At 66.5% G+C, this 17,924-nt stretch carries 14 protein-coding genes, 1 tRNA gene and 1 pseudogene; 7 read left to right on the top strand and 9 right to left on the bottom strand.

Going from position 1 to position 17,924, the window contains the following annotated elements; genetic code table 11:
- The first annotated feature begins 22 nt into the window (after window positions 1–22).
- Window positions 23–1,429: an MFS transporter gene (locus QX039_RS17820; RefSeq protein ID WP_315715834.1), complete on the top strand. Its 1,407-nt coding sequence runs from the start codon at window positions 23–25 to the stop codon at window positions 1,427–1,429.
- 68 nt (window positions 1,430–1,497) lie between these two features.
- Here the strand turns inward: QX039_RS17820 and QX039_RS17815 are convergent, their stop codons facing one another.
- Both QX039_RS17815 and QX039_RS17810 read right to left on the bottom strand, forming a co-directional pair.
- Window positions 1,498–1,773 (bottom strand): conjugal transfer protein TraD, encoded by a 276-nt coding sequence (locus QX039_RS17815; RefSeq protein WP_315715835.1) that lies wholly within the window; start codon window positions 1,771–1,773, stop codon window positions 1,498–1,500.
- A 1-nt stretch (window position 1,774) separates the two neighbouring features.
- Window positions 1,775–2,101, bottom strand: a pseudogene (locus QX039_RS17810) (conjugal transfer protein TraD).
- Window positions 2,102–2,270: 169 nt separating this feature from the next.
- Between QX039_RS17810 and traA the strand changes: the two are divergent.
- Together traA and QX039_RS17800 are read left to right on the top strand one after the other, a co-directional pair.
- Window positions 2,271–5,282, top strand: coding sequence for a Ti-type conjugative transfer relaxase TraA (gene traA, locus QX039_RS17805; protein WP_315715836.1), 3,012 nt, complete (start codon window positions 2,271–2,273; stop codon window positions 5,280–5,282).
- Between the two features lie 128 nt (window positions 5,283–5,410).
- A complete protein-coding gene (locus tag QX039_RS17800) occupies window positions 5,411–5,626 on the top strand; it encodes an AlpA family transcriptional regulator (RefSeq protein ID WP_315715837.1) in 216 nt (71 codons plus the stop codon).
- 382 nt (window positions 5,627–6,008) lie between these two features.
- Here QX039_RS17800 and QX039_RS17795 read toward each other — a convergent pair whose 3' ends face one another.
- From QX039_RS17795 to QX039_RS17775, 5 genes are all read right to left on the bottom strand, one after another.
- On the bottom strand, window positions 6,009–7,256 hold the full coding sequence (locus QX039_RS17795; RefSeq protein WP_315715838.1) for a tyrosine-type recombinase/integrase: 1,248 nt from the start codon (window positions 7,254–7,256) through the stop codon (window positions 6,009–6,011).
- Between the two features lie 185 nt (window positions 7,257–7,441).
- A tRNA-Thr gene (locus tag QX039_RS17790) sits at window positions 7,442–7,517 on the bottom strand.
- A 147-nt stretch (window positions 7,518–7,664) separates the two neighbouring features.
- On the bottom strand, window positions 7,665–9,560 hold the full coding sequence (locus tag QX039_RS17785; protein WP_315740495.1) for a heme biosynthesis protein HemY: 1,896 nt from the start codon (window positions 9,558–9,560) through the stop codon (window positions 7,665–7,667).
- 7 nt (window positions 9,561–9,567) lie between these two features.
- Window positions 9,568–10,860 carry a hypothetical protein gene (locus tag QX039_RS17780; RefSeq protein ID WP_315740496.1) on the bottom strand — a complete coding sequence of 431 codons (1,293 nt, stop codon included), beginning with the start codon at window positions 10,858–10,860 and terminating at the stop codon, window positions 9,568–9,570.
- A 50-nt stretch (window positions 10,861–10,910) separates the two neighbouring features.
- Window positions 10,911–11,639, bottom strand: a complete 729-nt coding sequence (locus QX039_RS17775; RefSeq protein WP_315740497.1) for a uroporphyrinogen-III synthase — start codon at window positions 11,637–11,639, stop codon at window positions 10,911–10,913.
- Between the two features lie 140 nt (window positions 11,640–11,779).
- Between QX039_RS17775 and tsaD the strand changes: the two genes are divergently transcribed.
- From tsaD to QX039_RS17755, 4 genes are all read left to right on the top strand, one after another.
- Window positions 11,780–12,847, top strand: a complete 1,068-nt coding sequence (tsaD, locus tag QX039_RS17770; protein WP_315740510.1) for a tRNA (adenosine(37)-N6)-threonylcarbamoyltransferase complex transferase subunit TsaD — start codon at window positions 11,780–11,782, stop codon at window positions 12,845–12,847.
- Between the two features lie 214 nt (window positions 12,848–13,061).
- On the top strand, window positions 13,062–14,042 hold the full coding sequence (locus QX039_RS17765; RefSeq protein ID WP_315740498.1) for an NAD(P)H-dependent glycerol-3-phosphate dehydrogenase: 981 nt from the start codon (window positions 13,062–13,064) through the stop codon (window positions 14,040–14,042).
- A gap of 312 nt (window positions 14,043–14,354) precedes the next feature.
- A complete protein-coding gene (locus tag QX039_RS17760) occupies window positions 14,355–14,768 on the top strand; it encodes an EVE domain-containing protein (RefSeq protein ID WP_315740499.1) in 414 nt (137 codons plus the stop codon).
- 167 nt (window positions 14,769–14,935) lie between these two features.
- Complete coding sequence (locus QX039_RS17755) at window positions 14,936–15,151, top strand: dodecin family protein (RefSeq protein WP_315740500.1); 216 nt, start codon at window positions 14,936–14,938, stop codon at window positions 15,149–15,151.
- Between the two features lie 225 nt (window positions 15,152–15,376).
- On the opposite strand, the gene QX039_RS17750 is transcribed toward QX039_RS17755, so the two are convergent.
- Together QX039_RS17750 and QX039_RS17745 are read right to left on the bottom strand one after the other, a co-directional pair.
- Window positions 15,377–15,880 (bottom strand): DUF2059 domain-containing protein, encoded by a 504-nt coding sequence (locus QX039_RS17750; RefSeq protein ID WP_315740501.1) that lies wholly within the window; start codon window positions 15,878–15,880, stop codon window positions 15,377–15,379.
- A gap of 550 nt (window positions 15,881–16,430) precedes the next feature.
- The gene (locus tag QX039_RS17745) at window positions 16,431–17,807 is read right to left on the bottom strand and encodes an IS30 family transposase (protein WP_315715219.1); all 1,377 of its coding nucleotides are present in this window, start codon (window positions 17,805–17,807) and stop codon (window positions 16,431–16,433) included.
- Between the last annotated feature and the right edge of the window lie 117 nt (window positions 17,808–17,924).

Raw genomic sequence — 17,924 nt, 5'->3', positions numbered from 1 at the left:
GTTTTTCCGCCAGCCTAAGGCGATGGCAGAACATCTCGAAATTGCGCTGGTTGAGGATCCGACAATCGCGGATAACGGTTCTTCTTCACGATTGCCGCGGTTTGCGCTTCTTGCGGCGAGTGTCAGCGGATTCCTGTTCCAGGTCGATCTCACGGGCCTGGCCGCAGCGCTACCGGACATCGCCAGCAGCTTAGGGGTCCCGGTGCAAGACCAGGCCTGGATTATCGACATCTACAGCCTCGCTCTCATCTTCGCGCTTCCGGTTGCCGGTCCGTTTGCAGACCGACACGGGCGGCGAAGAGTGTTCATTGGCGGCGGCGTCTTGTTTGCTCTCTCCTCGGCACTGTCTGCGGCGTCGACCACGTTCGAGAGCCTGCTGGCGTGGCGCGTGCTGCAAGGCGTCGCAGGCGCTGCGATCACGTCGGCGGCTGCGGCGCTACTCGCGGCCGCTTATCCGGGTAAGCGACGCGCCTGGGCCTTCGGCATCTGGGGTACGGTCATCGGTGGCTCAATGGTCGTCGGACCACCGCTCGGAGCAATCATTGCCTCCTATGCTGGCTGGCCGTGGATCTTCTGGATCAATCTTCCGCTCTGTATGGCGCTCGTGGTCTTCGCCTCGCCGCTGGCGGAATCGGAACGTGTCGGCTCTCAACCGCCAATGGATTGGCTCGGGCCGAACCTGCTAGCGCTAGTCGTCGGTTCCTCAGCGTACGCGCTCCTCTCATCAGGCGGATTTCGTGGGATAGCATTGGCTACAACCGTGCTCGCTTCTTGTGCGTTCTGGGTCGTAGAGCGCAGGCACCCGCGGCCGGCCTTTGATTTCGGACTGTTTGCGTCGGTTCCGTTCCTTGCCCTTTGTATCACCGCTATTGCAAGTTCGATCGGTTACTGGTCCTTGCTCGTCCATCTGCCGCAGATGATGCGCGGGCCGATGGGGCTCGATGCAAGTCGCTCCGGATTGCTGCTAACCGCGCTCACCATACCAATGCTCCTGCTGCCTAGTCTGGGCGCGCGCTTGTCGCAGTGTATGCCGGCACGGTTCTACTTCGGCGGAGGACTGACGGTGGTTGGCGTCGCGGCATTGTTCCTGGGAGCCATTTCAAGGGATCTATCCAGCTCGGCAGCGACGTGGGCCGTGGGCGCGATGCTGCTCCTGGGCGGAGCGGGGTGCGCACTGTTCAACGCTCAGATCACGGCCTTCTCGGTTTCCTCGGTTCCAGCCGATCGAGCGGCGACGGCTGCCGCCATGTGTGTCACAATGCGTCAGGTGGGCTTTGCTTTCGGCATCGCGCTGATAGGAGCCGTCCTGAATCTGGGCGGTAGCGGCCTGTATCCACCCGCTTTTCTTCTCGTCGGTGCGATCACGCTTGTGCTTGGTGCAATTGTGTTTGCCTTGCTCTCAATTCCTGTCGCAAGGGAGCTGCAGTAAAGCGGCAAACCAACTTTGCAGTTGATATTAGGATCGTGCAATTCACCAAGCGGGCTGCTGCGGAAGCGTTAGTCGGCCAACGTGCGATTGTCGCGCATTCTACGAACTGTGCGCGTTTCCATTGCAGGGTCCGTTTCGAACGCTTGTTTTCCCTTCGCGGCCCAAAGCTCACGTGCCCGTTCGCCCTCACCGCTTTTAAGCTTGTCAGCCATCCAAAGCAGCGCGCCCAAGATCGTGGAACGGTCGTCACCGGTCAGGTCCACGATGCCGGCTTTGACCACGAGGCCGCCGAGTTCGATGAGGTGCCGGGTGCGCTTGCGGCGTTCGACCTGCCACGCGCGCATGTCATGTCGCGCTTTTGCGGCTTGATGCCGGTTGCGCGCCGTCCGGTTGCCCAGGAGCGCCGTCCGTGTTGCGGTCAGTTGCTGGCGCATTTCAGCGCGTCCGTCCTTGAAAAAACGCGGCGCCGCGCTTGGCCCATGCCTCCCTCTTCCCGGCCTCCTTCGTCTCGGCCAGCACGATCAGCGCGCCTGCCAGTTCTTCAGCCGTCAGTGTGTCAGCTCCGGTCGCGATGACCAATTCGCCGAGCTGGCGCACCTTTCGAGTTTTCAGCCCGCGCGCTTTGTCTTCGAGTGCCTTCAGATCCGCATCAAAGTCTCGTGGCTTGCGCATCATCGTCTCCATGAGCTCGATGGAGAAATAATGGGCGAGCACACCGCAGAATGCTGTAAGGTCATCAGGACGAGCTGAGACGGGGTAGTCCCTCCCGAGATTTTTTCGAGGAGGGCGCGCTTATACGTCGTTCCGACGTGCGCTTCGCTGTGCCAGTGATCTGGTCGCGATGGCGATCTATCATCTTCACGTCAAGGTCATTGGCCGAAAGGCCGGGAGCAGCGCGGTAGCATCGGCGGCCTACCGCTCCGGCTCGCGGCTGCGTGACGAGCGGCTCGGCCGCGATCAGGATTTCTCCGCCAAGCGCGGCGTCGTTCATTCCGAGGTCATGCTGCCGGAGAACGTGCCGGAAGCATGGAGCGACCGCGAGCGGCTTTGGAATGACGTCGAAGCGCACGAAATCCGGAAAGATGCCCAGCTGGCCCGCGAGGTGGAGTTTGCGCTTCCGCGCGAGATGAGTGAGGCGCAGGGCATCGAGCTAGCCCGCGATTTCGTTCGGAGCGAGTTCGTGGGTCTCGGTATGATCGCCGATCTCAATGTGCATTGGGACAGGGCGGAGGACGGACTGCCGAAACCTCATGCCCATGTCATGGTGACCATGCGCTCGGTCGACGAGAGCGGCTTTGGCAATAAGGTACGGGACTGGAACCGTACGGAGATGGTCGAGCGCTGGCGCAGACGCTGGGCCGAGCTTGTCAACGAGCGGCTGGCCCAGCTCGACATCGACGCGCGGATCGACCATCGCAGCCTGGAAGCCCAGGGCATTGCGCTGGAGCCGCAAAGCCAGATCGGCGCGCCCGCCAAACGGATTGAGATCCGAGGCATTGCGGGCGACGAGTCTGAGGCCGACCGGGCCGAGATGCACCGCGAGATCGCGCGCAACAATGGCGCGCGGATCATCGCTGATCCCTCCCTTGGACTGGACGCGATCACCCAGCAGCAATCGACCTTCACGCGCCGCGACCTGGCAAAATTCGCGCACCGGCACAGTGACGGGCTCGACCAGTTCGATGCGGTCATGGGCGCGATACAGGGAACGCCCGATCTGATCGAACTCGGTAAGGACGCCCGCGGCGAGGATCGGTTCACAACCCGCGGAATGATCGAGACGGAACAGCGCCTGCACCGTGCCGCTGAATTGTTGGCGGGAGGGGAGCGCCTCGAGGTGCGAGATGCGGAGCGCAGGGCGGCTTTGGCGCGTGCGGAAGCGCGCGGCCTGGTGCTGTCATCCGAGCAGGTTGACGCCTTGGCGCACGTCACGGGTGGACGCGATCTCAGCGTCGTGGTCGGCCATGCCGGGACGGGAAAGAGCGCGATGCTGGGGGTGGCACGGGAGGCGTGGGAAGCGGCTGGCTTCGAGGTCCGGGGCGTGGCGCTGTCCGGCATTGCCGCGGAAAACCTTCAAAGCGGATCGGGCATTGCGTCGCGCACGATTGCCAGCCTGGAGCACGGCTGGGGACAGAGCCGTGATCTGCTCAAATCGAGCAATGTGCTTGTCATCGACGAGGCGGGGATGGTCGGCACGCGGCAGCTCGAGCGCGTGCTGTCCCATGCCGCCGAGGCTGGCGCAAAGGTGGTGCTCGTCGGCGATCCGCAACAGCTGCAGGCGATCGAAGCGGGAGCGGCCTTCCGGTCGATTTATGAGCGTCACGGCGGCGCCGAGATCGGCGAAGTGCGCCGTCAGCGGGAGGACTGGCAGCGCGGTGCCACGCGCGATCTAGCGACCGGCAAGGTGGATCATGCGCTCGGAGCTTACCGCGCCCATGGCTTGGTGCACGAGGCCCAGACCCGCGAGCAGGCTCGAGGGGATCTGATCGAGCGTTGGGACCGCGACCGGCTGGCCTCGCCGGATCGGAGCCGGATCATCCTCACCCATACCAACGAAGAGGTCCATGCGCTGAACGAGACGGCGCGCGAGCGGATGCGGGCAGCGGGCAATCTCGGCGACGAGGTGGAGGTGACGGTCGAGCGCGGCACGAGAGACTTTGCGGGCGGCGATCGGGTCATGTTCCTGCAGAACGAGCGCGGGCTCGGCGTCAAGAACGGCACGCTCGGAACCATCGAGCAGGTCAGCGCAAAATCCATGACCGTGCAGACCGACGATGGCCGATCCGTGCGCTTCGACCTCAAAGATTACAATCGGCTCGACCATGGCTATGCGGCGACGATCCACAAGGCGCAGGGCATGACGGTGGACCGCGTCCATGTGCTGGCGACGCCCGGCATGGACGCCCACAGCAGCTATGTCTCCCTGTCGCGGCATCGCGACAGCGTCGACCTGCATTATGGCCGTGACGACTTTGCCAATGAGGTTCGGCTGGTCCGCGCCCTGTCGCGCGATCGCGCCAAGGACATGGCTTCCGACTACGACCGTGCCGATCCGATCCAAAGCTACGCCGAGCGGCGTGGGATCACGTTTCGCGAGCGCGTGGCCGAGATCGTACGCAAGGTCATGCCGGAGAAGCTGCGCGACATGTTCGACGGCCTTCGCGTTCCTGGGGAGGTGTCCGACCGATATGGCGGACAACGGCCCGAGCCCGGGTCGCCGGAAAGGGAAAGGAGTGGTACGGCAACCGACCGGCGTGAACCCGAAGTGCCGGCAAGGAACGTGGCGCAAGATCCCGAGGTGGAAGCACGTCGCGTCCGGACCCGGGCGCTCGTGCGCCATGCCCGCGCCGTGGATGCGATCTTCGCGGAGCGGAAGATAGGCAGGCAGGCAAGTCCGGAGCAGGTGAAAGAACTACAGACGGCCCGCCATGCCTTCGAGGCGGTGCGGCCTTATGGCTCGCATGACGCCGAAGCCGCCTACCGAAACAACCCGGAGCTCGCCCGTAAGGCGGCGGCCGGTCAGGTCAGCCCCGCCATCCGTGCGCTCCAGATCGAGACCGAACTTCGCACCGATCCAAGCCGGCGCGCCGATCGCTTTGTGGAGCGCTGGCACAAGCTTGGCCACACCAGTCAGCGCCTATACCAAGCTGGCGACATGTCCGGCTACAAGGCTGCGCGCTCGGCAATGGGCGACATGGCCAAAAGCCTCGAACGCGATCCGCAATTGGAATCCATCCTCGCCGGCCGCAAGAACGACCTCGGCATCGCGTTCGAATCCGGCCGCCGGCTCGGCCAGGAGCTAGCCCTTGCCCACGGTATCGGCCTTGGAAAAGACCGAGGCCTCGAACGCTGACTAGGCCTATCTGCCGCCGCTTGGGCGCCACGCCCCGACAAGTCGAAAACCCAATTGCACGCCCGCCAGGCGGTGGCCTCTCTTCTCTCAGCAGCCGTCAGAACCAGCCAGCAGGAGGCAGCCCGGCCATGCGCGAAGCGGACCGCATCATCCGTTTGAAAACCGTTCTCGCGAGGACCGGGCTGTCGCGGTCCACGATCTACCGCAAGATCGCCGAGGGCACATTCCCGGTTCAGATCAAGATCAGCACCAATGGCAGCGGTTGGCATGAATCCGAAATCAACCGGTGGATCGCAGATCCTGTCTCGTGGCGACCGAGGGGCGCGCTCGGTGAAGTCCGGTGACGAGAAGATGAACGTCAATCGTCGTTGTCCTCGAAACGCATGATCAACAACGCGCGCGTCCGCCGTGGCGGCAGCTTGCCCTATTCCTTAGAGAGGCGCGTCTTCGGCCCGTTGCTGATTGGACCGTCAATCGGTCCTAGTTCTGCGCTGATAGCAACAGGCTTGTCCTGCGCTGACAGAGGGGCTTCTCCACGCAGCCAACTCCGCGTTTTCTGATCCGTTCTTGGTGAAATGCCGGCGTCCCATTGTTCACCAAAAGGGCCGCCGCCATAAGCTCACTCGTGTCGTACCCCAATCGATGTGTACCCGGAGGTGCTGACCGGATTATCGGATAGCCTTCCTATCCCCGCACACGATCTTAACGTACTAGGCCCACCACTGCTCACGCTGACGCTTCCTTGAATTGCAATATGCGCGCACCCTGGCGCAGCGCATCGAGATAGTCGGCCCACCACGTCATGAGTTTCACACGCTCATCCCAATAGTCGCCGCGGGCGTAGGCCCGGCGCACAGCATTCGGCTCAACATGCGCCAGCGCAGCCTCGATGGCGTTGATGCTCCACTTTCCGCTTTCGTTGGCCAGGGTCGAAAAGGTCGAGCGGAAACCGTGAGCGACCATCTCGTCGTTCGAATAGCCGAGACGGCGCAGCGCCGCACACAGCGTGTTTTCGCTGATCGGCCGCGTCACCGAACGCAGGCCCGGGAAGACAAGCCCGGCCACGCCTCGCCCTGTGATCGGATGCAGATCCCGCAAAATGGCGGTAGCCTGCGCTGGAAGCGGGACGCGGTGAGGTCTGCGCATCTTCGTCCGCTCGGCGGGGATGTTCCACACGGCAGCGTCCAGATCAAACTCAGCCCATGTCGCGTGGCGCAGCTCGCCCGGCCGCGGCGCTAGCAGGGCGATCAGTTGCAGCGCGGCCTTCGTCGTTGGCTGGCCCTGAAAGCCGTCAATCGCCCGCAGCAAGCCGCCGAACGCGACAGGCTCGATAATCGCCGCCCGGTGCTTCGGTTTTGGAGCTGCGATTGCGCCGCGCAGCGCTTGGGTCGGGTCCGCATTGGCACGGGCGGTCGTGACAGCATATCGAAATACGGCACCAATGACCGCCCGCAGGCGCTTTGCCGTTTCGAGCTTGCCGGCCGCTTCCAGTGGTTGCAGCACCCGCAAGACTTCGCCAGCGGAGACGTCGCCGATCGGCAGCGGTCCCAGATCGGCCTTGGCCAGGCCGAGCAGCCATTCCAGCTTGCCAGCGGTCGCAGTCGCAACGCCCTCCCGCTTCTTCTTGGCAAGCAGCTCATCGGCCAGAACACTGAACGTGTTGGCCTGAGCCTCGGCGCGCGCCGCCTTCACCTGGCGCTTCCGGATGGCGGGATCGATGCCGTCCCGCAAGAGGCCCGCAGCTTCGTCCCTTAGCCTTCTGGCAGCTTCCAGTGGCACACCGGCCGGGGCCTTGCCGTATTCGCCAAGGGCGAGCTTCTTCTGCTTGCTGCCGAACCGATACGCGAAATTCCAGAGTTTGCCACCGCTTGGCGTAAGCCACAGTTGCAGGCCGCCCCCGTCCGAGAGCTTCACTAGCCGCCCACTAGCCTTGGCGTTCCTAACGGCAGCGTCCGTAAGTTTTCCACTCGCCATGCCACGCACCAACTGTTGGCCTTTTCAAAGCTACATCGCCCGAAAGGCCAACAAGGAGGCCAACAATTTCATCGGCTGTCAACGAACGAGAACAAACCGTGACGGCCACGAATGACCGAAAATGTTTTGTTTTCAGTACCTTGTCGGCGAGAAACGAACGAGGGAGGACGGCTGCGGAAGGGGGGTGGTGCCGCAAGAGGGACTCGAACCCCCGACCCCGTCATTACGAATGACGTGCTCTACCAGCTGAGCTATTGCGGCGAACCATAGCGGCGAGCGCCCGGCACGGGGACGGACGACGCGATCGCGCTCCTGATATCGGGCGAACGGCCCGTTGGCAAGGACAACGCGCGCCGCCGCGGCGCGGAAACGAACCGGTGTGACCCGGAACGGCGGGGCTGGTTGCCCTCAGCCGCCGAACCGTGACCAGAACCCGCGCCAGCCGCCGGCCTGGGCCTTGGGTGCGAGCTGCTCGGCGAACTCGTCGCGGGGCTGGTCGTCGTCATCGACACCGGGATCGTCCGGCGGCCGCATGATCGGGACGATCGCCTGGATCGGCGTCTCCGCCGGCCGGGCGAGGTCGTTGCGGGTGCGGAACAGCGGCGTGGGGGCGGCTGCCGCCGTCTCGGCCGGCTTGGCGGCCACGGCATCCGGCTCGGCCTCGGTCTCCGGCTCCGATTCGGCCTCGGCGGGGCCTGCGGCCTGCAACGGCGGCGCCGGCTCGGCGGCGATGGCGGTAGCCTCGATCAGCCTGCCGTCCTCAGCCGTGTCCACAGGGATATCCACCGGCTTGTCGATAGGCTTGTCCACGGCCTCGACCAGCTTTTCGGCCTGCTCGGGCTCGGCGGCCGCCGCCGGCCGCGGCGGCTCGTTGTCCTGCACGGCCGGCGTGATCACCACGGGCTCGGGTGCGGGCTCGCGCGGCGGCGCGACTGCGGCTTCGGCCACGGCGGGCCGGGCCGGCGGGGCCAGCACGGCTTCGGCGAAGGCCGAGCTTTCGATCACGCTGCTGCGCTCCGAGGGCAGGCTCGCCACCGGCGTCTGCCATTGGAAGGCGTCGAGCCGGCCGGTGACCGGCGAGATTGGCTGCCAGCGGTCGCTGACATAGCCGTCCGCGGTCCAGGCCGGGTCGTGGCGGGCGCGCACCGCGCGCAGCGCCCATTCCCGCGCCTTGCCGGCGTCGCCATGCTCGGTGCGCTCCAGCTCGGCCATCAGCATCGCCACGCGCTGGGTCGGATCCTCCGTGAACGGCGCCAGCGCCTCGCGGGCGCGGCCGAATTCGGCGGCGTCGATCGCCGCGCGCGCCACCGCCAGCGCGCCCTCGACCTGGCCGGGCGTCCGCGCGGCCAGGTTCTCCACCCGCGCGAGCCGCTGCGTGGCCGAATCGCCGAGCCGCACATGGGCGTAGGCGTCGGCGAGATCCGGATGCGGACACGCCGCCCAGGCCGCCTCGATGATCTTCATCGCGCGCCGCACCTGGTGCGCCTCGCTCTCGAACTTCGCCGCGAGCACCGCGGCCGGCACCAGGGTCGGCGCCAGCTTCACCGCGTCCATCGCGCTCGAGCGCGACTGGTCGCGGTCGCCGGTCTCCAGCGCCAGCGCGCGCGCCGTCAGCAGCACGCCGCGCTGACGGCGGTAGGTCGGCTTGTCGATCATGCCGGCGGTGTAGTTGCCGTCGAGGATCGAAAGCGCACCGTCCCAGTCGGCCTCGGCGCAGCGGAAGCCGAGCACCGCATGCGAGGCCCAGGTGGCGTTGGGCGCCAGCCTGAGCGCCTCGTCGGCAATCATCACCGCGGCATAGGCGTCGTCGGCGCGCTGCGCCTCGATGAACAGGCCGCGCAGGCCGAGCAGGCGGGTGTCCTGGCGCTCGGCCATGGCGCGGAAGGCACGCCGGGCGCCGTCGCGGTCGCCTTCGAGCTGCGCCGCCTGGGCGTGCAGGAGCAGCGTCAGCGGATCGTCGCCGGCCAGCCGCCTGGCGGTGTCGGCGTGCTGCCGCGCCGCAGTCGAATCGCCGTGGCCAATCGCCAGCAGGCCGTGGGTGATGGCGTGGCGGCCGCGCTGATGCCGGCGGGCGCGGTGCGCCTTGCGGATACGGCCGGGTGCCCGCAGCAGCGCGCTGATCAGGTTCCACAGCGCGACGCAGGCGGCGATGGTGAGGCCGAGCGCCAGCACGAACACCGGCAAGGTCATGGCGATCCGCCACGGGCCCCAATTCAAGACGACGTCGCCCGTCTGCTCGGCGACCCAGGCCGAGCCCGCAGCGGCGAGCCCGACCAGGATGAGGAAAATGACGATCCGGAACATGGGCGTCCTATTGCGCGGGTTTGGCGAGCGCGTTCATCGCGTCGTCGGCGAATTTGCGGGCGGTCGACAGCGCGGCGTCGCGGGCATCGGCGCGGGCGAGCCAGTCATTGGCGGGGGCGCGATCACCAGGCGAGAGACCCCTCAGCTCGCGGCGGGCCTCGGCGAAATCGTTCCGCAGCGCCGCCGCGGTGATCCGTGCCACGACCGCGCCGCGATCGGTGCCGGCGCCGTCGGTGCGCTCGACCTTGACCAGGCTCGAGGCGCCGGCCGAGAGCTTGCTGAGGATCGAGGTCCCCGTGGTGCTCTCGGGCGCCGGCGGCGAGAGCTTCGGCACGATGGTGAGCAGCTCGCGGCTCAGTGCCGCGGGGCTCGGCACGCCGGTCGTGGCGAACGCCTCCAGCGGCTTCAGCGCGGCCGCGTCGGGCGCCAGAGATTTGGCGGTGGTCAGCGCCGCTCCATAGGGATCGCCGTGACGGACGGCGACGTCGAGCAGGGTCGCGGCGACCACGCGGCGCAACGGCGCGTCGTCGGCCGGCTTGGCCGCCTCGGAGATCCTGGCGCGCTCCTGTGCCAGCGCCGCGCTCTGGCTCTTGCTCGCCCGCTCCAGCGCGTCGATGCGTGCGGTCAGGCCGGAGAGATCGACCGGCTCGGGTGCGGGCGCCGGCGCGGAGCCGTCGCGCGGCTGCGCCCGGACGTCGTTGAGGGCGGCCACGGTCTTGTCGGCCTGCGCGCGCAGGCCGGCGATGTCGTTACGCAGCGCTGCCATCGCCTTGTCGGCGGCATCGAGCCGGCCGGTCACGGCGCCATCCGGCTTGCCGATGCGCTGCTCCAGCCCGGCGACGCGGGAGGTGAGCTCGTCGACCGCCGTGGCCTGCGGCGAGATCGCCGAGGGCGGTGAGACCTGCGGCCAGCCCAGCATCCAGCCGACGCCGATGACCAGCGCGGCCGCGGCCGCGCCGGAGAACGGCGCGATGATCCAGGGCGAGATCGGGCGGGGTGGCGGCGTCATGCGCGGCGGCTCGGCCGCAGCAATGGTCTCCTCGGCCCTGTCATCGGCGGCAGCAGCCGCTTCGGCGTCCGGCGCCATATGCGGGTGCGATTCGGCGGCGGTCTCCGACGATCCTTCGGCCATCGCCGCCGCCGGAGCGGACCATGGCGAGGCGGTCGGCCGCTCGGCCGCGCTCTCGCTGGCCGACGGGCGCTCCTCGCGTGAGGTCGGCTCCAGGTCGATGGTCGGCGGTGGCCGTTTCGGCCGCCCGGTGTCGGAGGCCGGTGCAGCGGTGTCGGGTTCATCGACCATGGTGGAAGTTCCCTGGCTGAGGCAAGATTGAGCAGGCCCTCTTACGCCATTCACGACCGTAGCGCACGGGTCAGGCCCTCCAGCATGTCGTTTTCATCCGGATGCGCCGCGATTGTGACCTGGGTGGCGCCGGCCTCGCGCAGCACCTCGGCGACATTGGCCGACAGGCAGCCATGGGGCACCGCCAGCGCCGAGATTTCGACGCCATCGGCCCGGATGGCGGCCACGAATGCCGCGGCACTCCGCCGCGAATAATGCAGCACCGCCTCGATCCGGTTGGCTGCGAAGGCCGCGCAGACGTCGCGCGGCAGCGCCGCGACCGGCGCCATCCGATAGACGGTCTGGGTGACCACATCGAAGCCGCGCTCGGCGAGCTCGGAAGCGAGGTCGCGCGAGATGTCGGCGCCGGCGAGATAGAGCAGGGTGGCCTTGGCGTCGATGACGCCGCTGTCTGCGATCAGGTCGCGCAACGCCGTCGCATCGGCCGCGGCCGAGATCACCTGCATGAAGCCGGCCTCGCGTGCGGCTGCGGCGGTCCGGTCGCCGACCGCGAACAGCGGCAGGCGAAGCAATGCGGACCCTCTGAGCTGCGGCGCCGCCGCGCGCAGCGCGTTCGATGACGTCACGATGACGCCGGCGGCGTCGCGGCCCGCGTCCGGCGGCAGCGCGACCGGCTCGAAGCGCAGCATCGGCGCCAGCAGCACCTCGAAGCCGCGCGCGCGCAGGGCGCTCGCGGTGCGTTCATTGTCCGGGGCGGGACGGGTCACCAGCACGGCCATGTGCTATGCTCCCGTCGAACACGGATCGGCCGGGCTGCAACGGACGGACGATTGCACCTGGCGACCTCGTGGTGTTAGGCGGTTCTGCGCACTCATAATGACCAAAAGGGTTGAGATTGGGTAACGAATCGCAAACGCTCGTGCTCGGCATCGAGACCACCTGCGACGAGACCGCCGCGGCCGTGGTGGCGCGTGATTCGGACGGCAAGGGGCAGATCCTCTCCAACGTGGTGCGCTCGCAGACCGACGAGCACGCCATCTATGGCGGTGTGGTTCCAGAGATCGCGGCGCGCGCCCATGTCGACATGCTCGATCATCTCATCGACGCGGCGATGCGCGAAGCCGGCATCGACTATGCTGCGCTCGGCGGCGTCGCCGCGGCGGCCGGGCCGGGCCTGATCGGCGGCGTCATCGTCGGCCTCACCACCGCCAAGGCGATCGCGATGGTGCACGACACGCCGCTGATCGCGGTCAACCATCTCGAGGCGCATGCGCTGACGCCGCGCCTCACCGATGCAATCGACTTCCCCTATTGCCTGTTCCTGGCCTCCGGCGGCCATACCCAGATCGTCGCGGTCGCCGGCGTCGGCGACTACGTCCGGCTCGGCACCACCGTCGACGACGCGATGGGCGAGGCGTTCGACAAGGTCGCGAAGATGCTGGGCCTGCCCTATCCGGGCGGACCGCAGGTCGAGCAGGCCGCGCGCAATGGCGACCCCGCGCGCTTTGCCTTCCCGCGCCCGATGCTGGGCCGCAGCGATGCCAATTTCTCGCTGTCCGGGCTGAAGACGGCCGTGCGCAACGAGATCGGCCGGTTCGACAAGGTGAGCGAGCAGGACATCGCCGACCTCTGCGCCAGCTTCCAGGCGGCGGTGCTGGACTCGACGGCCGATCGCCTGCGCGTCGGCCTCGACCTGTTCAAGCAGCGTTTTGGCGCGCCGACCGCGCTGGTGGCCGCCGGCGGCGTTGCCGCCAACCAGGCCATTCGTGGCGCGCTCGACGACGTCGCGCAGCAGGCCGGCACCCGGCTGATCATGCCGCCGCCCGAGCTCTGCACCGACAATGGCGCCATGATCGCCTGGGCCGGACTGGAGCGGCTCGCGCTCGGCCTCGTCGATGGCATGGACGCCGCCCCGCGGGCGCGCTGGCTGCTGGATGCGAATGCCAGCGTGCCCGGCAAGTTCGCGAATACGCGCGCGGGGTTTTGAAGGTGATGGAATTGCTTTTTCATTCCGCACGAAGCGGCTGGATCGCCCTTGGCTGTGATGTGGCAAGCTCCTGCACCACACGCGGTGCGCTCCCCTCCCCCTTGCGGGGAGGGGTCGGGGGTGGGGGTGGCTCCATAAAAATTCTCGCTCGTGGCACCCCCCTCCCCAACCCTCCCCCGCAAGGTGGGAGGGAGCGCAGCCGAATCCGCGGCGAATGACTCGCTTCCAAACGATCTCCGTCATCGGCGCCGGTGCTTGGGGCACCGCGCTCGCCGCTGTCGCGGCGCGCGCCGGGCGTGACGTCACGCTCTATGCCCGCGATGCCGACCACGCCGCGCGCATCTCTGCTGCCCGCGAGAACCCGCGCCTTCCCGGCATTCCCCTCGCGTCGCGCATCGCCGTCACCGCCGATCTCGCCGAGGCCGCGCGTGCCGATGCCATCCTCATCGTCGTCCCCGCGCAGCATCTGCGCGGCGCCGTCATGCATCTCGCCCCGCTGCTTGCACCCGCCACGCCGCTGGTCGCCTGCGCCAAGGGCATCGAGCACGGCACCCATAAATTCATGACGGAAGTGATCGCCGAAGCCGCGCCCAACGGCATCCCCGCGATCCTCTCGGGTCCGAGCTTCGCCGACGACGTCGCGCGCGGCCTGCCGACCGCGGTGACGCTCGCCGCGCCCGACGAGGCGCTTGCGGCCGATCTCGTCCATGCGCTGGGCTCGCCGACCTTCCGGCCCTATCACTCCACCGACGTGCGTGGCGTCGAAATCGGCGGCGCCGCCAAGAATGTGCTGGCGATCGCTGCCGGCATCGTTTCCGGCCGCAAGCTCGGCGCCTCGGCGCTGGCGGCGCTGACCACGCGCGGCTTCGCCGAGCTGGTGCGGCTCGGCCGCGCCTATGGCGCCCGCAGCGAAACGCTCACCGGCCTGTCCGGCCTCGGCGACCTCATCCTGACCTGCGCCGGCCCGCAATCGCGCAACTTCGCCGCCGGCCTCGCGCTCGGCCGCGGCGAGCCGCTGCCCGCGGGCAAGCTTGCCGAGGGGCAATACACCGCGCCGGTCCTGGTCGAGCTCGCAGCCTCCCGCGGCGTCGAGATGCCGGTGGCGCAGGCCGTTGCCGCGATCCTCGCGGGCGCGGTGACGATCGACGCCGCGATCGAGGCGCTGATGATGCGCCCGTTCAAGGCGGAGGAGTGAGCGTTCTGGCTGCGCACCACATTCACCCCTCACCCTGAGGAGCCCGCCGCAGGCGGGCGTCTCGAAGGGGGAGGCCCTGATCCGGCCTCATGGTTCTCGGGGCGATGCGAGAGCATCGCCTGAACGCGCCTGCGGCGCTCCTCAGCATGAGGGTTGAGCGCAGAGACCGGCGCCGCGTCATCGCTGGGCAAAAGCGCAGCGCCCCGGCTCTAAGGTGTTGACCCGGCCGTTGTCGTCTTCTTTGATCCGGCCGCCGAGCGAGGCCGTATTCCGCTCGAGACTGGCGCGACGTGATCTGAGGATCTTGCACATATGAACTACTGGCTGGTGAAATCCGAACCCTCGGTGTGGTCGTGGGACCAGCAGGTGGCGAAGGGGGCCAAGGGCGAAGCCTGGACCGGCGTGCGCAACTTCACGGCGCGGCAGAATCTGGTGGCGATGAAGAAGGGCGACCTCGCCTTCTACTACCATTCCAACGAGGGCAAGGAGATCATCGGCATCGCCGAGATCATCAAGGAAGCCTATCCCGATCCGACCGACAAGACCGGCAAGTTCGTCTGCGTCGACATCAAGGCGCACAAGGCGTTCAAGACCCCGGTGACGCTCGCCGCGATCAAGGCCGACAAGACGCTGAGCGAGATGGCGCTGGTGAAGCAGTCCCGGCTGTCGGTGCAGCCGGTCACGCCTGCGGAATGGAAGCACATCTGCAAGCTGGGCGGCGTGTAGGGCGCAAGGGCTTGTGAGACGCGCAAGGCGTTAGCGCCATTCGTGGTAGCTTCGGACCTGCGGCTGCCATGGGCAGGCTGCGTCCTTTCAGGCGCCGCGCTGTGATGCTACGTTCAGTTGTAGCAGGGAGCACCTGCTTCCTGCTCCATACCGAACAGGAGACCGACATGTCTGACAGCGTCTACAAAGTCATCGAGCTGATCGGTACCAGCAGCGAATCTTGGGAAAGGGCAGCCACCAACGCCGTCGAGCAGGCGGCGAAAACACTCCGGGACCTGCGCGTTGCAGAAGTCGTCAAGCTCGACATGCAACTCGATGCGAAGGGGAAAGTCGAAGCCTATCGGGCCAAGCTCAACGTGTCGTTCAAGTTCGAAGGCGCATGAGCTGACCATCGACCCGCGTTGTCGTTCGCCGGCCTATCGGCCGCGGCAAGGTTTGAGCCTGCAATCCGGTGTCGTGCCCGCCATCGGGGGCATGACCGTGGACGTCTCGGTTCGGCTTCCCGGTGATGGCGAGGCGGGACGGACCACAAGCCTGTCATACGGAAATTGCCCGTCGCGCCGGTTATGTCGCAGGGCGCGCCGCTGCATGACGACCGGGAGTTGGGATCAGAGATCGAGACCTCTCTTCCTCAGTTCATCGACCATCTGCTTCCTGATCTCTTCGCCGAGAGCTTGACCAAATTTCTGCCCGGCAATGCTCGACTCCTGGGTGACGGACGGCAGCTTCTGCAGGACTCTTTGACCTGTCGGGGTCCTGTAGAACTCAGCCATGGTCCTGAGGTCGTCCGCCGAGAAGTTCCTGGCATAGATGACCGCGATCGCATCCGAGAATTCGGAAACCCTGCCCTGAAAGGCCTGGGTGAACTTCGGGATCAACGCATCATATTGCAGAGCGACCTCGGCGCGCCCCTGGACGATCGTCGGTCTCAGGTTCTTCAGAACGATCGGCAACAGGGCTGTCGCCTGGTCATTCATATGCATCACGGAGACCAGCTCTTTCGCGGCCGCCAAGGACTCCTGTGATGTCGCTTGGGCTCTTGCCGATGGCGGCGCTGCGGCGGTGAGCCAAATGGCGGAGGCGACGACGACGTACCGACAGCGATGCTTCATCCTGATCCCCCATGTGCCGGCTGCAGCGGCGATCGCTGTTACGGCCGGGCTCCAATTCTTAAAATCAGCCGGAGCCAGCGAACAGTATTGCTAAGCTGTGTTTTCTGCCGCTGCAACCGGATTGGCATCCCCCGCGCTATTGTGCGGATCAAAGCCTGCTCGGTTGCCCGTCGGGCAGTTTCCGCATTCCCGACATGCGCCAATTGCCCGTCGAGTTAGTTTGCCGCAGCCGCGCCGGCTTGTGTCGTCGGGCAAATCACCTTCACATTTCCGCGCATCCTGTTGCCGCATGAGGGGCGTTTCGCGACCGTCACGGACCGTTGGCAGTGGGAGGCGATGGGCGTGTGTTGCCGCAGCGTAGTTCAGTCTGCGCGGACGAACGGCGATGCACGCACGGTCAAGTCGCGCGGTCCTGATATCCCGATGCTGATATCAAGCGGGTGCTGATGCTAGCGTGTCGCGCTCGTGATGGTGGCCAACAAGCCCGGCGCGCCAAGGAGAACGCGAAGCAGCCGTTCAAACCGTTGCGCAGGGAGGGCCGGGGGCGGGCTCAAGCGGTGGTCGCAACACCCAGTGTTTTCATTCGTGACAGCAGCTCGTCAAGCGCCTCTGCTGGAGTTTTCCATCCTAGCGTCTTTCTCGGTCGGGAATTGAGCGCTGCGGCCACGGCGGCGATCTCGTCAGCATCGTAGACGCTCAGATCGGTACCTTTCGGGAAGTACTGCCGCAGCAGGCCATTCGTGTTCTCGTTCGTGCCACGTTGCCAGGGGCTTCTTGGATCGCAGAAGTAGATCTGAAGGTCTGTATCGATCTTGAGGTCACTGTGTTGAGCCATTTCGGTCCCCTGATCCCAGGTTAGCGAGCGGCGGAGTTCTTTGGGCAAGGTGACGATGGTGCGCGTGATCGCATCGCGTACCGCTTCAGCTCCGTGTCCGGAGAGCGCAGGCCCATCCTTCGTACGTGGGCCGTCGTCAAACCCCGGCAACCGTGGAAGGTGCAGGAGCATTGTAAACCGCGTGCTGCGTTCGACCAGCGTGCCGATTGCCGAGCTGGCGGAGCCGACGATCAGATCTCCTTCCCAATGTCCCGGCACAGCTCGATCCGCGACTTCGGCCGGACGCTCACTGATCATGATCTCCGGCGATATGAAGCCTTTGCTGCGCTTCCGCGTACGCGCTCGGGGCACGCGCAGCGCACGTCCCGTTCGCAAACAGGACGACAACTCGCGTTTCAGCGCTCCTCGGCCCTGAACAAAAAGCGCCTGGTAAATGGCTTCGTGGCTGATGCGCATCGCCTCGTCATCCGGGAAGTCGATCGGCAAGCGCCGGGCAATCTGCTCGGGACTCCACGCTTTCGTCCACCCCTGATCCTGGCTAGAGCCCGCACGACCGGCCTTCCGCCGAACGCCGCCTGGAGGCGCGACAAACCCTGCAAGCCGCTCTTCAACATAAGCGCGCAAGGCGGCGTTGCTTGCAAGCTTGCTCGGCTTAGGACGCCGGGCCGATCGATCTGCATGCCACTGGGCGGCCGTCGCCCGATAGGCCATCTTGCCGCCGTGCGTGGCTGCATTGCGATCGAGTTCACGGGAGATGGTCGAGGGAGACCGATTGAGGCGCCGTGCTATCTCTCGTACAGAATGGCGCTGCGCATTCAGCAGCGCAATCTCTTCGCGCTCAGAAAAGGAGAGGTGCCGTCCGGAGAGCGGCTTCGCTGAAGGTCGGAACATTGCCGGTGCCACGCCGCCCGCTTTTCGAAATAATCGGGGGCCGACAGCATCCGATAATCCAGCAGCCAGCGCAGCATTCTCGCTGTTCAATCCAGCGGCAATCCCACGCCAAAATTTCTGCTGTTCCGCACGCCCCGCAACTGGTGGGCGCCCCAATGATCCCAGCTTGCCCCGCGTTGACCGTTTCTTTCGAATGCCCATCGCAACCTCCTCATCGAGTGTTGCGACGACCAATTGAATCCACCGGGTGTGTTCGGCCAGACCTGTGGTACCTGCCGCCAGCATTTTCTTTCGCTGGCGGGCCACGGGCGCGGCCAG

This window comes from Bradyrhizobium sp. SZCCHNR1043, assembly GCF_032489675.1.
In the GTDB taxonomy this organism is placed as follows: domain Bacteria; phylum Pseudomonadota; class Alphaproteobacteria; order Rhizobiales; family Xanthobacteraceae; genus Bradyrhizobium.
The sequence above is the reverse complement of the archived record's forward strand: the minus strand, read 5'-3'. Positions and strand labels throughout refer to the sequence as shown.

Coding starts and splice junctions, on each gene's coding strand:
- QX039_RS17820 (WP_315715834.1), top strand. CDS start 23: ATGGCAGAACATCTCGAAATTGCGCTGGTTGAGGATCCGACAATCGCG.
- traA (WP_315715836.1), top strand. CDS start 2,271: ATGGCGATCTATCATCTTCACGTCAAGGTCATTGGCCGAAAGGCCGGG.
- QX039_RS17760 (WP_315740499.1), top strand. CDS start 14,355: ATGAACTACTGGCTGGTGAAATCCGAACCCTCGGTGTGGTCGTGGGAC.
- QX039_RS17785 (WP_315740495.1), bottom strand. CDS start 9,560: ATGTTCCGGATCGTCATTTTCCTCATCCTGGTCGGGCTCGCCGCTGCG.
- QX039_RS17795 (WP_315715838.1), bottom strand. CDS start 7,256: ATGGCGAGTGGAAAACTTACGGACGCTGCCGTTAGGAACGCCAAGGCT.
- QX039_RS17765 (WP_315740498.1), top strand. CDS start 13,062: ATGACTCGCTTCCAAACGATCTCCGTCATCGGCGCCGGTGCTTGGGGC.
- QX039_RS17775 (WP_315740497.1), bottom strand. CDS start 11,639: ATGGCCGTGCTGGTGACCCGTCCCGCCCCGGACAATGAACGCACCGCG.
- QX039_RS17750 (WP_315740501.1), bottom strand. CDS start 15,880: ATGAAGCATCGCTGTCGGTACGTCGTCGTCGCCTCCGCCATTTGGCTC.
- QX039_RS17800 (WP_315715837.1), top strand. CDS start 5,411: ATGCGCGAAGCGGACCGCATCATCCGTTTGAAAACCGTTCTCGCGAGG.
- QX039_RS17780 (WP_315740496.1), bottom strand. CDS start 10,860: ATGGTCGATGAACCCGACACCGCTGCACCGGCCTCCGACACCGGGCGG.
- QX039_RS17815 (WP_315715835.1), bottom strand. CDS start 1,773: ATGCGCGCGTGGCAGGTCGAACGCCGCAAGCGCACCCGGCACCTCATC.
- QX039_RS17755 (WP_315740500.1), top strand. CDS start 14,936: ATGTCTGACAGCGTCTACAAAGTCATCGAGCTGATCGGTACCAGCAGC.
- QX039_RS17745 (WP_315715219.1), bottom strand. CDS start 17,807: ATGGGCATTCGAAAGAAACGGTCAACGCGGGGCAAGCTGGGATCATTG.